The organism is Pseudomonas arvensis, assembly GCF_056688935.1.
The window spans coordinates 5,732,683-5,745,938 of the sequence record NZ_CP162038.1 but is presented as its reverse complement, the minus strand read 5'-3'; the positions used below and the strand labels follow the sequence as shown (position 1 = coordinate 5,745,938).

The window sequence follows — 13,256 nt, the reverse complement described above, 5'->3', positions numbered from 1 at the left end:
TTGATCTGCATAAGGTTCTGAGATTAAGGGGGCGCTGGGGCCGGCTTGGGCACCAACTCCGGCAGCGGTGGCGGCAGCGGTTGCCAGGTGGCATCCGGCTGCTGCATCGGCGGTGGCAGCGTCGGCGTGGGATCGCCGCCAATCGGTTTGAGGATCATCTTCTCGGTGGTATCGCGCAGGATCATGCCTTGTGTAGAGCTGCGCGCCTCGGTGCCGCTGTGAAAGGTGCTGATCTGGGAAATCGGCAGGTCGAGGTTGCGTTCGATCCTCGGCGTCAGCAGCAGGATGATCTCGGTTTTCTGCTGGGTATTCTGGTTCGTGCCAAACAGCTTCTTGCCGATCCACGGGATCTGGCTCAACCACGGCAGCCCCGAGCCTTCGTCGACATCCGCCGTGCGGATCAGCCCCGAGACGATCTGGGTTTCATTGTTGCGCGCGGTCAGCAGGGTCTTGGTGGCGCGTGAGCCCAGCTCGAAGGTGGCCGGTACGTTTTCCGAGCCGGGAATGCGCTTGGTGATATGGCTCATTTCCACGTTCAACTCCAGGTTTACCTCATCGCTCAGGCTGATGTTGGGCTTGACCGTGATTTGCAAGCCCACGTCCTGGTAAGACACCGACGAGGTGGTGATCTGGTTGGCCGTGGTGGTGGTGACCACGGGGATCTTGTCGCCAATGTTCACCTGGGCTTCTTCGCGGTTGCGCACCCGTACCCTGGGGTTGGCCAGGGTCACGGTGTTGCCGCTGCGCTGCAGCATATTGATGCGCGCCGAGGTGCTGCCGGAATCGAGCAGGATATTGTCGCCATTGATCCCACGCAACGCGCTGATCGGGATGCCCGCGAGCCCCGCAGGCACGTTGGCGAGGTTGCCCACGGACAGGCCGATGCTTTCCGGGTACTGGATGCCCAGGTTCAATTCGTCGGTCAGGCTGACCTCCAGCACCTGAATGTCGATGGTCACTTCCGACTGCGCGATATCAATGGCCTCCACGAGTTTTTCCACCGCGCTCAGGGTGTCGAGGCCATCGCGCACAATCACCGCGTTCAGGCGTTCGTCCACCAATACCTCCTTGGGCTTGAGCACTTGCTTGATCTCGGCGGCGATGACCTTGGGGTCGCCATGGCTAAGGTAGAAGGTGCGTACGGCCAACTCGCGATATTCCCGTTCTTTGTCCGGGCGTCGGGGGTAAACCAGAATGGTGTTGGCGTTGAGGACTTTCTTGTCCAACCCTTGGGTGGTCAGCAGCAGGTTCAGGGCGTCTTCGGCGGTGGTTCGGCTCGCGGTCATGCTCGCTGAGGCACTGGGATTGACGTCCTTGTCGATGACGAAGTTGACCCCCGACAGGCGCGCAATGGTCTCGAAAATCGTGGTCAGGCTTTGGGCGCTGAACTCCAGGCTCAGGGGTTTGCGCATGGCCTCGGAGAGGTCGGCGCTGAGGTAGTCGGCACTCACCAGTTCACGGGTCAGGGCATTGCGAAAGTCCAGGGCCTCTCGGTAGTTGGGCTTTTGCGCGATGATCCGGCGCACCAGGTTGAGTGCTTCCACGGGGTTGGAACGCTTCAGTTCGTAGGCTTGTGCCAGTTGCGGGCGCAGCTGTTTCATCGCCTGGATGCTCTGGATTTCCTGGCGCGCGCCGAGGTTACTGGGGTCGTACTTGAGGATGGTTTCCAGGGCGCGGATGGCGGCGGCATCGTCGCCGCGCATCAGCGCGGTGCTGGCCTCGCGGCTGTATTGCGCCACCAGCAACTCCAGCTTGCTGTAGTTGGCGGTGCGCAATTGCACGTCGTCGGGGGCTTGTTTGGCTTCGGCTTGCAGCACTTCGACGGAGCGGATGATGTCGCCCTTCTGGCGCAACTCGTCGCTCTCCTTGATCGCCCGTTGAGTCTGGCAGGCGCTGAGCAAGGCCACGGCCAGGCTCAAGGGAACCCACGTACGTATCGCCATGATCGTGTCCTGCTCCGGTCAGTGAGTGTCCAGCCGCAAAGTGCTGGCATGCTTGAGCGGCATGTAGGTCAGCACCACAGCGGTGTCGGTGAGTTTGTCCAGGCGGTAGTGCGCGTCGAGCATCTTGCCGGGCACGATGCGCCCGGGTACCGAACAACGGTTGCACAGCGTGTACTGGCGGCCGTTGCCCTGAAGCACGACGATTTTCGATTGGCTCTCATAGCGCCACTGCGCGCTGACGGTGAAGGGCAGCGGTGGCGGCTTGGGCGGTGAAGTGTCGACGGGGGCAACGGGCGGTGGCGGTGTCCAGGTTTGGGCGGGGAACAGGTCAACCGTTTCGACCACGGGCGCGCCCGCTTCGACAACAGGCGCTGGCAAGGCGGCTACCGGCGGGCGGATTACCGCTGTTGATGCGGTGTCGGGGCTGTTTGCGTTGTCCTGCCAGAACAGCCAGCCGCAGCCGATCAGGGTCAGCACTAACAGCACGCGCAAATACGGCGACAGTTTCATTGCGTCACCCCCAGTACGCTCACCTTGAGGGTGATATTCAGCATGCCGCTGGTGATGTCCTTGCGCTCCAGAGTCAGGTGCTCGATGCGCACGGCCGGTTCTTTGGCGACGTCGGTCAGGGCGTCGCGCAGCAGGGTGTACGGGCCGGTAAGCGGAATGTCCACATCCAGGCGTTGCAGCCCGCTGTCGCCGGGGGCGGAGTAGGCGAGCGTGGTTTGTTTGATGATAAAGCCGCGTTGAGTGAGAACGCCCAGCAGCTTTTCCAGGCGCGGGGCAAAGTCGTCTGCGCTGGGCAGTCGCTCGACCACGACCGGCTCGGTGACCTGCACCTCCTGTGGCTGCTCGTCGATGCCGGCCTGTATTTCCTGGCGACGCATGCGGTCGGTAGCGCCTGCCGGGTAAATCACCGCCACTTCGATCACCAGTGTCGTGAACATCACACCCAACGCCAGCAAGCCCCAGAAGCCCAGGCGCTGTTGGCACTGCATCAGTTGCCAGCGCAGACGTGGCAGGTAGCGAGTGAGGGTGTCCATGGCTGGCTATCCTGATCCAACGCTGAGTTTGACCTGCACCGGGTGCTGCGGATCATCGGGTTTGAGCGCGCTTTGTTGCAGATGTACCTGTACCCCTGGCCGGGCCTTGAGCCGGTCCACGAAGCGAAACGCATCACCCAACTGCTTGGCTTCCAGATCCAGGTGAATCAGTTGGGCCTGGGTGTTGACCTCGACACGGGTCAGGGCGATTTCTCTCGACCAGGCCTGGGCCACGGCATCCATCAGGGCGAAGGGGCTGGCCTTCTGTTGGGCGAAGGCTGCCAGCTGTTTTTTCTGCTGGGGCGACAAGCGAATGGCCGCCTGGATCAACTGCTCCTGGCGGCGGGCGAGTTGGATAAAGTGTTGCTCCAGTTCATCGGTCTTTTGCTGTTGGTACTCCATGTGTTGCCACTGTCGCCAGAGGCCGAACATCATTACCGCAACCATCAGCCAAAGCGCAGTCACCAGTGGCCGAAGCGTCGCCGTGGCGTGTTGGAAATCAACGGCGGGTGCACGGCGGGCGCGCAGCCGTTGCCAGGCACTGACGAGCCTGGTTCTCATGCTGTCGATGCCTCCAGCCAGGGGTGCACGGGGCCCAGGCGGTTGTCCGCAGGGTTATTGGTGACGACCAGCGGGGTCAGCGCGTGCCGCTCGACCAGCAGGTCGGCGGTGAACAGGTTGTCGCTCAATGTGCTGCCTGGTTGGGTCGCAATCACGCACAGCTGCTCGATTGTGCCCTGTTGTCGGTAGAGGCAACTGAGGCTGTCGGCTTCGGGCACGGCCAGTACGCAGTCGTCGGGCAATTGTCGCCAGTACCGCTGCGCCACGGCGGTCAGCAACGGCGTACAGGTGACCAGGGGCAAGCGGTGCAGCTTGAACAGGTCGCGCAGGTCTTGCAGCAGCTCCCGTGAAGTCGCGACCGCGACACAAGCCTGGCCGAAGTGACCGTTGGCGGCTTGCACCTGCCAGTGCTCAGGGTCGATGCCGACCTGTTGGCTAAAGGTGGCTTCGGCAAATGCCTGCCAATCGCCTGCGCTGTACAGGCCGGTTTGCCACGGCAATATCAGGTAGTGCACATGGGGAAAGCCCAGCAGCACGGTGGCCCGGTCCAGAAAGCCCACGTGGCCCCGAGGTGCCTGTTCCAGCAGTGCGGCGCAAGCGGCCAATGGCTCGCCGGTGTGCTGCGCGTGCCAGATACGTGCACCGCGCCAGCGTGGGCGAGCCGCCCATTCGGCGCTGGCACTGTGCAGCGCCACCACGTGCTCAATAAAGGGAAATGACACGGTGAACCTCCTTGAGCGTGGTCTCGCCCTGGGCCGCATGGGCCAGGGCGATATCGCGGATAAACACGTGGCCGGCTTCACGGGCCAGTTCGCGCAAGGTGGCGGCCGAACTGCGGTTGAGCAGGCCCTCCTTGATGCTGTCGGTCAGGGTCAACACTTCGGCCAGCGCGAGCCGACCGCGATAGCCGGTGTGGCGACAGGCCTCGCAGCCTTTTCCTATGCGGTAGTGGCCTTGTTTGAGCTGGGTCTCGGGCAGTTGGGCGAGGTGGGCGATGTCTGGATCGGGGGTAGCGTCTACGCCGCAGTCCGGGCAGATGCGCCGAACCAGGCGTTGGGCAACCACGCCGTTGAGGGCTTCGACAAAACTGGCCGGGTCCACGTCCATGTAGGTAAAGCGCTCCAGCACACTGAACGCGCTGTTGGCGTGCACCGACGACAGCACCAGATGCCCGGTCAACGCGGCTTGCACTGCAATGCCTGCCGTTTCCCCGTCGCGGATTTCCCCGACCAGAATCGTGTCCGGATCGTGGCGCAGGATCGAGCGCAGCCCACGGGCGAAGGTAAGACCTTTCTTGTCGTTGACCGGGATTTGCAGCACGCCGGGCAGTTCGTACTCCACCGGGTCTTCAATGGTGATGATCTTTTTCTCGCCGGTATTGGTCTCCGACAACGCGGCGTACAGCGTGGTGGATTTGCCACTGCCAGTGGGGCCGGTCACCAGCAGCATGCCGTAGGGTTCGCTGGCGAGTACGCGGATGCGCGCAATGGTGTCGGTGGCCAGGCCGAGGTTTTCCAGGCTCAGCGACTCGCCGCGCTGGGATTTGTCGAGAATCCGCAACACCGCATCTTCACCGTGGATGCTGGGCATGATCGACACGCGAAAATCCACCTCGCGGCCCTGGATTTTCATCTTGAAACGTCCGTCCTGGGGCACCCGTCGCTCGCCGATGTCCAGCTCCGACAACACCTTGATCCGCGACAGCGCCTGCTCGGCCATGTCCATGCCGCCGGCTTGGCCCATCTGCTGCAACACGCCGTCGATGCGGTACTTGATCACCAGACCCTGCGGTGTGGTTTCCACATGGATGTCGCTGGCGCGGCTTTGCAGCGCATCGAACAGCATGGAGTTGACCAGGCGCACCACCGGGTTGTCGTCGCGAGCGATGCTGCTCAGGGATATTTCCTGGGCGGACTGGCCGACGAGGGCGCTTTCAGCGTCGTCGCCAAATGGCTGCATCACCCGTTGGCTGGCTTCGGCCGCAGTCAACTGGGCCTTGACCGCGCCGGGCAGGCTCATGGCCAGGGGCAGTTGGCGCAAGGTCTTGGAGGACTGCAGCCAGTGTCGGCTGGCCAAGGTGAAAGGATCTCCCAGCACCAGGCACGGCTGGCCGTGGTTATCCACAGGCAATACGTTATGGATCAGTGCCTGGGGCAGCGCCAGTAGATCGAAACGCCAGTCTTCATTGAGGTGTTCCGGGGCGATGGCGAGCAGACCGAGGGGCTGGGCGATCGTCGGTAATTGGTCGGGCGCCTTGTCCAGCACCTCCAACAGGTAGTTGGACAAGCTCATGCCCCGTTGCGTCGCAAGCGCTTGCCATTGCCGTGTCTGCTCGCTCATCGCGCTACCCCTGGATGGAACCTGCCAGTTCGAAAATCGGCATGTACAGCATGAACACGATCAAGCCGATCAACCCGCCCACGACCAGCATCAACAGCGGCTCGAAGACCTTGCTGAACAGCTCGATGGCCCGCTCCAGTGCCTCGTCGTGAAACTGCGCGATCCGTTCGCACATGGCCGCCAGCTCGCCGCTTTGCTCACCCACCCGCAACAGTCGTTCGGCGACGGCGGTGGTCAGTTGATGGCGGGCCAGGGCGGTGGAGAGTGGCTGGCCGGCCTGGATGTCGCTCAGGGCCTGGCGCAGGTCCGCCTGGCGCTCCACGGGCAGCAACGCACCGGACAGCTCCACCGCCGTAACCACCGGCATCCCGCCCATCAGCAACATGCCGGCCGTGCGATAAAACCGCGCGAGGATAAACAGCGTGCGCTGGGCGCCCAGGCTGGGGATCTTCCAGAACAGGCCCGCTGCGCGACGCTTGAGCCCGGCGCTGCGAAACATCAGGACCAGTGCCGCGATGGCCAGCGCCAGGCCGATCAGTAACTCCATGCCTCGCGCATCCACCAGCGCGCCCCACCACACCATGAAGCGTGCGGTGGCTGGCAGGTCGCTGACCGCATCAAATACCGAGGCGAAGCGCGGAATCACGAAGAACAGCAAAAACAGCAGGATCAACGCGCCCACGCTGAGCACCACCAAGGGATACATCAGGGCGCCGCTGACGCGCTTTTTGACGGTTTCCAAATGCGCTTCGAAATGATGGTAACGGCGCAAGGCCACGGCCAATTGACCGCTGTGTTCGGAGGACGCCACGGTGGCAATCAGCAGTGAAGGAAACGTCTGCGGCCCGAGCTGCATCGCCCTGGACAGTGAGTTGCCTTCATACATGGAGGCCAGCAGATCGCTCATGACCTGGCGGTTGACGCCCGCTGGCGCCTTGTCGCGCAGGGTTTCCACCGCTTCCACCAGCACCAGGCCGGCGTCCAGCAGCACCACCAGTTCCTGGATAAACAGGCCGAGGGCAAACCTGGCGCGTCGACTCGGCAAAGTGAACGCGCGGCGCGCCTTCAGCGAAATGACCTGGGCGCCGTCGGCCTGTAATTGCTGGCGTGCCTGGGGCAAATCGAGGGCTTGCAGACGCAGCGTCTGCAAATGGCCGTCGCGAATGATGCGGGCGTCGATGTCGATCATGGGGTTTGCCTGGCCAGTTGCTGGCGTTGTTGCAGCAACTCGCCGTAGTAGCGCCACACGGCCAGGGCATAGCGCGAGCGCCGTGCTTCACGGTCCGGCTTGGCCCCGGCGTTATACGCGCCCACGGCCTGCCAGCCATAACCTTGCTCGCGGATAAACCCGGCAAGAATCCACGCACCCACCATGACACTGGTGCAGGGCTGGGTGATCAAGTGCTGTTCGGTGATGCCGAACCGCGCCAGTGCCGGCAAGTGACGGCTGTTGATCTGCATCAGGCCGATGTCCTGGCTGCCATCGCTGTTGACGTTGCGAGCCATCGGATCGAGACCGGATTCGACCCTGGCGATGGCGTACAACAGGAGCGGATCGACGTGGTAACGACTGGCTGCCAACTGCCAGCAGTTGGCCTGGGCGATGCCCGACAGACAAAGCAGGGTCAGGGCCATCCGCAGCGTGCGCATGGCGGGTCACAGCCCGTACACGATGTCGGCGTAAGTGTTCACACCGCCGGCCTTGCCATCGCGACCCAGGGAAATGATCTCTGCATCGTTGGGCGGGGCGCCGGGGTTTTTGTACAGGTAAGGGTTGCCCCAAGGGTCTGGCGGCAGCGTTTTCAGGTACGGTCCCTGCCAATTGTTTGCGTTGGCAGGGCGCGTGCTCAGCGCATTCAGGCCGAGTGTTTCGTCCGGGTAGTTGCCGTTGTCCAGGCGGTACTGGTTCAGGGCGTCGGCAAGGGACTTCATCTGGCCCTGGGCCGTTTGCACCTTGGCCAGTTCCAGGCGATCGAACATCTTGGGGCCGACATAGCTGGCGAGCAGGGCGATGATCAGCAGGACGACGAGCAGCTCCAGCAACGTGAAGCCGCGTTGGGGGCTGTGGATAAAAGAGTGTGTGCGCATGGAAATACCCTGTGGGAGTGCCAAGGTAGGGCGGTTGTGTATAACTCTCCCGGCCCGCTGTTGTGCGGGCACCGCCGGTAGAACTGCATACTGTATAGAGGACGTGTCAATCAACTATAGCAACGATTTCGAGAGCAGAGAGCGCCGCACCTGGGTGCGGCGCAAAGTCACCCCGTTCAGCTATTTGACATCCCAGGCGCGCTGCCAGAACGTAGAGCCAGGTTTGCCTGGTTCGTTTTCATTCTGCCCGCACCATGCGCCCGCAGATCCCTCTTTGCACTCAAACTTCATTCCATAATTGGAGACTTTCGAGCCGCTGCGATAGCCGCCGTCTTTTACCCAGGCTGGATATTCGTCGTCATCGCCGTCTGGCGTCACCGTAAAGTCCAACACCGCCTGGTTGACTTTGCCGTTTTGCTGGTCGCGAACAAGCAGGCGTACCGGGAACGTAGTTGCTTGTGTGACGCTGAATGCCTTGCCGCTGACGGTCGAGCCGTTCTGTGCGCCTGTCATCCCTGGCACTGCCCACTCATAGAGTAAACGTCCATTGCTACCCGTTGATCCTGCCCCACTGAACGTAAAGGCTTGTCCCGATTTCAATGTTGTCGGGCCCGTGATTCGTGCTACAGGCGGTGCCGGATTAACAGGGCCTGGGTCCTCACCTGGCATGATTGACATCGCCTGTGTGTAACCTTTGTTGGTGACATAGGTCGAGTTGATCAGTGGGTTGGCTTGATTGAACCTGATTGTCGTGCCCTCCAACTCGCCAATCCTGGCGATGGAAGGGTTGACTTTATCGGCGATTTCTTTCCCCCACTGACTGGGGGCTTCATTAGAAGCTGTAAGTTTATGGATGATGTTGACCAGTTCCGTTCTCGCCGCGTCGATACCAAAGATCCTGAAATGCACGGAGTCTCCGCGCTTGGCCGTTTGCATATCGGCAGTGATGAATGAACCAATGTTGTGTGGTTCTTCAGGCACGCCGCCTCCTTGGTAATTCACATCCGAGCACGAGATAAAAAATTCGCCATTGGGGTCATTCCGTACCCATATACCCACGATCAACCCACTTCCCGACACATCACTCGGGATTGTTCTAACTATTTCAAAGTAACCCGAAGCCCCGGCGATTCTTGGCGGGGTCTGCCAGTTTTCTTTAGCGACGGTAAACCGCTCTTCCGGGCCCAGCGGTACCAGATCACTCCATTTCAATATATCCGTAGCCGTATCGAAGCCGGGTCGGCTCGTAAATGCATAAAACTTGCTCGGCACATGGGGTGCAGTGCCGATAAGTCGCATCGTGAGTGATTGCCCAGGCATGACCTCCGTCTTTGTCCAATAGGGCGTTGGCTTATCCAGGCTGGCTTTCCTGTGATCATTGGCGGAGCAGATCTGACCATCTTTGATGATGGCCTTGATCTGATCCAAGGATGGGTTATTGATCTCTGGAATATGGGCAATCTCATTCCATTGCTGCGCGGGGAATACTTTCGCGGCCGAGCCGTTAAATATCTTTGCGGATTCTCGGCAGCCTTTGTCGACGATGGAGGAACCATCCTCAGATTGCCAGTAACCGCCGGTCGCCTGGCAGTTCACCGCGCGTGATGCCGGGAAGTCCAGCGCACCATGTGCCCAGCTCAAGGCGGGTGCCAGAAGCACGGTCGCCACCGTCCATTTGAAAAGTCTCTTCGTATACTTATTCATGCTCTAGTCCACCTTCAATTCAGATAAACAAGTTCCGAACTGCTGGAACGATCAGTGTGCCAATTGCGTGAGTGTCATCGGGTCAGTTGATCCTCCGTGGGAGCGATGCGGGTTGCAGGGTTGTTCTGCCCAGGGCCAAACAGAAACACCCACCCTTGATAACTGCCTTGTCCTGTAAAACTCTGATTGATGACTGCAAAGTTGCCTTGCTTGAAGGGTGTGCCGCTGGCCTTGCTGAAGACACCCATGAGGGTGTCGCCGGGGCCGGCGATGACACCCCACTCGGCGCTGCCGGTCAGCGGGTCGGCATAGGCACGGCGCAGGTAGCGCTTGATGGTCGGTTGACGGCGGTCGAGTACCAGGTCTTCGAGGGACTTGGGGAAGGTATTGCCGGCCGCGTAATACAGCCCGATCGCGCGGCGAATCTCATTGCCGCGCGCCAGCAATTCCAACTCGCGCTCGCGCTGCATCACGCTGGACCACAGCGTGCCGGCTTCCATCAGCATCACGGCCACCACGGCCACCGTCACCAACATGCCCATGAATACCGAGCCATGCTGGTTGTGCTTACCAGTCGGCATAGGTGCTCCCGTCGTTGGCGGTGCCGGGGGCGCCGCTGCGCACGTCGCCCAGGCCTTGTTCATCGGAAGGCTGCAATCGCCAGGTTTCGCGCTTGCCGGTCAGGGGGTCGATGGGGATTTCGCGCAAATAACGCCGTTCCACCAGGGCTTGCAGGGACTCGGGATTGGCGCCGTGGTCTTCACGGTATTGGTCCAGCGCCTGGCGGATGGAGGACAAGTTATGGCGCAGTACGGTTTCCTGGGCCTTGGTGTGCTGGCGAAAATACTGGGGCGTCACCAGGGTCATGAGAGTGGCGATGATCGCCATGACCACCAGCAACTCGATCAGGGTGAAACCCCGATTACCACTGGCTGTATAACGTTCCATTCAAACTCTCCCGAGTGCTGCTGGACGAAACGTCGAATACATCTTCTCCCTCTTGTGGGTTATCAGCGGTGCTCTTGTAGCTGCGTAGTTGCCAGGTTTGCGCAGGCGACAGGTGTGGACATTCGCAGAGAGGGTCGCGGGGAATACGGCGCAGAAAGAAGAGTTTTTTGCCCTTGAGATCGGTCTTGTCCGTGACCCCCTCGACCAATACCTGCAGTGAGGGTGGATAACCGCTGTCGCTGATGCTTTTTTCAATACGACCGTCGTCGCTGGCTTCTTTGTAGGAATCGATCGCACGGCGTATTTCCCGCAACGAGCGTTGCAGGTCGAGTTCCCGGTCGCGTTTACCCATCAACGCCGTCAGCGGATAAGCCACTGTCGAAAGCGTGGCCAACAAGGCCAGCGTCAGTAGTAATTCAATCAGCGTAAAACCTTTGGCGCAGTGATGGCTGGAATGAACCTGCCACATCACTGGTCTATCTCCCTCTATCGCGCCAAGGACTTCTGCACTCACCCGGGCCAGTGGATATAACTGCAAAAGTGAGTGTAGATGAAGTTTTAATATGAGTGTTTTTTGTACAGTTGGCCGATAAGCGGTGGTTACCCACAATCGCTGTGCACGTGCCTGTGGATAAGGTGTTTGTGCTTGTCCACAGGTCACGGGAATCAAGGCCTGTGGCGGGCTGTACGAAAAATGACCAGGCTAAGTGGCGGTTTTTACAGGTGTTTTGATGTGGATAAGGTCTGCGCCCGATGTCGAGTTGCCCCCAAACTCTGTTGGCGGTTCTGTGGATAAGATGTTCGCTATCGGCTGCAGGCCATATAAACAGTGGGTTTCATGGGGTTGGTTGTATTTTGATCAATTTGCGTCTTTTGCTTCGAAATACCGGTGAATGCCCCGGTTTATGAAGGTTTGAGATGGTTTTCCACAGCTCGGCCAGAGTTGCCCCCAAAGTCTGTTGGCGGTTCTGTGGATAAGGTGTTTGCGTACCGCTGTGAACCACGTATTCCGTCGCGTGTAGGCTATTGATCATAAATTGATCAATGTGCGATGAAACCCGTCAAGTTGAATAAGTCACGGATTTTCTTCAGTTAATTTTGAGCAAGCAACGCAGTTGCCCACAATTGCTGTGGGTGGCTTTGTGGATAAGTTGTTGGTCAAAGGCTGGGAGGCAGGGTGGGAGAGGTCTGTGGGAGGTTTGGTTGAATTTTGATCGATGGCGAGGTGTATGGCGAAACGCGCGCTTGCCCGGTGTGAGTCAAGACGGTATCTACGGGGCGAACGGTGCGCTCGCCCGGTAGGGGTAAGACGACTATGAGTGACCTCAATCAGTCGTGTACGGCCACGCCTTTGAGATACGGCGCCGGGGCCGCGCCCAGGTTGCTCAGCAGGCGTTCGCTGTACCAGTCCACAAAGTTCACCACGCCGAACTCGTAAGTCTTGGAGTACGGGCCAGGCTGGTAAGCGGTGGAGTTGATGCCGCGCTGGTTCTCTTCGGCCAGGCGACGGTCCTGGTCGTTGGTGGCGTCCCACACCTGGCGCATGCGATCCACGTCGTAGTCCACGCCTTCGACGGCGTCCTTGTGCACGATCCACTTGGTGGTGACCATGGTTTCCTGGGCGCTGATCGGCCACACGGTGAACACGATGATGTGGTCGCCCATGCAGTGGTTCCACGAATGCGGCAGGTGCAGGATGCGCATCGAGCCCAGGTCCGGGTTCTTGATGCGGCCCATCAGCTTGGCGCAGCCCTGCTTGCCGTCCAGCGTCATCGACACGGTGCCTTTGAGCAGCGGCATCCGCACGATGCGGTTACGCAGGCCGAAGCTGGCGTGGGCGTAAGGGATCTTCTCGGCATCCCAGGCGGCGGCGGATGCGGCCACGTGGTCCTTGAACGCCTGATCGGCGCGCGGGTCGGTGACGTCGTCCCATTCCAGCAGGGTTTTCAACAGTTCCGGGTGCGACGCATTGCAGTGGTAGCACTCGCGGTTGTTTTCCAGCACCAGCTTCCAGTTGGCCTTTTCGAACAAGGTGGTTTGAATCGCCACCTTGGTGTTTTCCATGTCGTACGGTTCCATGTAATGGTTCAGCGTCGACAGGAAGTCATCAATGGCCGGCGGGTTCTCGGCCAGGCTGATGAAGATGTAGCCGCCAGCGGTCTTCACGTTCACTGGCTTGAGGCCGTACTGCTTCATGTCGAAGTCGGCGCCCATCTCGGTACCGGCGAACAGCAGGCGGCCGTCCAGTTCGTACGTCCATTGGTGGTAGTGACACACAAGTTTGGCGACCTTGCCCTTGTCGCTGGTGCACAGGCGCGAGCCACGGTGGCGGCAGACGTTGTGGAACGCATGCACCACGCCTTCGGCGCCACGGATCACGATGATCGGGTTCTTGCCGATTTGCAGGGTCAGGTAGTTGCCCTTGGCGGGAATCTCGCAGGTCATGCCGGCGATCAACCACTCTTTCTGGAAGATCTCCTGCATGTCGATATCAAACAGCCGCTCATCAGAGTAAAACGGCTGCGGCAGCGAAAACGTGCGCTCGCGCTCTTGCAGCATTTGCGCGGTGGCCTTGCGTGCGGGTTCCAGCGGATCGCCCAAGCTTAACGTTGCGGTGACGTCCATCGTG

General features: G+C 60.4%; 14 protein-coding genes. All 14 read right to left on the bottom strand.

What is annotated here, in order from left to right:
- Positions 1 to 23: 23 nt before the first annotated feature.
- The 14 genes from AB3G88_RS26170 to gbcA all read right to left on the bottom strand — a co-directional run bounded on the left by AB3G88_RS26170 (position 24) and on the right by gbcA (position 13,252).
- Positions 24 to 1,943 (bottom strand): secretin GspD/PilQ domain-containing protein, encoded by a 1,920-nt coding sequence (locus AB3G88_RS26170; protein WP_099585751.1) that lies wholly within the window; start codon positions 1,941 to 1,943, stop codon positions 24 to 26.
- Positions 1,944 to 1,961: 18 nt separating this feature from the next.
- Positions 1,962 to 2,453, bottom strand: coding sequence for a hypothetical protein (locus tag AB3G88_RS26165; protein ID WP_480452300.1), 492 nt, complete (start codon positions 2,451 to 2,453; stop codon positions 1,962 to 1,964).
- A complete protein-coding gene (locus AB3G88_RS26160; RefSeq protein ID WP_191959344.1) occupies positions 2,450 to 2,986 on the bottom strand; it encodes a hypothetical protein in 537 nt (178 codons plus the stop codon). Before AB3G88_RS26160 ends, AB3G88_RS26165 begins: the two co-directional genes overlap by 4 nt.
- A gap of 6 nt (positions 2,987 to 2,992) precedes the next feature.
- Entirely contained in the window at positions 2,993 to 3,547 is a 555-nt protein-coding gene (locus tag AB3G88_RS26155) for a hypothetical protein (RefSeq protein ID WP_480452297.1), read from the bottom strand.
- Entirely contained in the window at positions 3,544 to 4,269 is a 726-nt protein-coding gene (locus tag AB3G88_RS26150) for a hypothetical protein (protein ID WP_480452294.1), read from the bottom strand. The genes AB3G88_RS26155 and AB3G88_RS26150 overlap by 4 nt, the downstream gene beginning before the upstream one ends.
- The gene (locus AB3G88_RS26145; RefSeq protein ID WP_099585746.1) at positions 4,250 to 5,887 is read right to left on the bottom strand and encodes a GspE/PulE family protein; all 1,638 of its coding nucleotides are present in this window, start codon (positions 5,885 to 5,887) and stop codon (positions 4,250 to 4,252) included. Before AB3G88_RS26145 ends, AB3G88_RS26150 begins: the two co-directional genes overlap by 20 nt.
- A 4-nt stretch (positions 5,888 to 5,891) precedes the next feature.
- Positions 5,892 to 7,076, bottom strand: coding sequence for a type II secretion system F family protein (locus AB3G88_RS26140; protein WP_480452292.1), 1,185 nt, complete (start codon positions 7,074 to 7,076; stop codon positions 5,892 to 5,894).
- Entirely contained in the window at positions 7,073 to 7,537 is a 465-nt protein-coding gene (locus tag AB3G88_RS26135; protein ID WP_480452290.1) for a transglycosylase SLT domain-containing protein, read from the bottom strand. Before AB3G88_RS26135 ends, AB3G88_RS26140 begins: the two co-directional genes overlap by 4 nt.
- A 6-nt stretch (positions 7,538 to 7,543) precedes the next feature.
- Complete coding sequence (gene gspG / locus AB3G88_RS26130) at positions 7,544 to 7,975, bottom strand: type II secretion system major pseudopilin GspG (RefSeq protein ID WP_112192618.1); 432 nt, start codon at positions 7,973 to 7,975, stop codon at positions 7,544 to 7,546.
- 180 nt (positions 7,976 to 8,155) lie between these two features.
- On the bottom strand, positions 8,156 to 9,679 hold the full coding sequence (locus AB3G88_RS26125) for a lytic polysaccharide monooxygenase (RefSeq protein WP_480452288.1): 1,524 nt from the start codon (positions 9,677 to 9,679) through the stop codon (positions 8,156 to 8,158).
- A gap of 74 nt (positions 9,680 to 9,753) precedes the next feature.
- Positions 9,754 to 10,260: a type II secretion system protein gene (locus tag AB3G88_RS26120; protein WP_177411501.1), complete on the bottom strand. Its 507-nt coding sequence runs from the start codon at positions 10,258 to 10,260 to the stop codon at positions 9,754 to 9,756.
- Entirely contained in the window at positions 10,247 to 10,627 is a 381-nt protein-coding gene (locus tag AB3G88_RS26115; protein ID WP_480452285.1) for a type II secretion system protein, read from the bottom strand. The genes AB3G88_RS26120 and AB3G88_RS26115 overlap by 14 nt, the downstream gene beginning before the upstream one ends.
- Complete coding sequence (locus AB3G88_RS26110; protein WP_099585740.1) at positions 10,602 to 11,096, bottom strand: type II secretion system protein; 495 nt, start codon at positions 11,094 to 11,096, stop codon at positions 10,602 to 10,604. The genes AB3G88_RS26115 and AB3G88_RS26110 overlap by 26 nt, the downstream gene beginning before the upstream one ends.
- 860 nt (positions 11,097 to 11,956) lie before the next feature.
- On the bottom strand, positions 11,957 to 13,252 hold the full coding sequence (gbcA, locus tag AB3G88_RS26105) for a glycine betaine monooxygenase oxygenase subunit (RefSeq protein ID WP_099585739.1): 1,296 nt from the start codon (positions 13,250 to 13,252) through the stop codon (positions 11,957 to 11,959).
- Between the last annotated feature and the right edge of the window lie 4 nt (positions 13,253 to 13,256).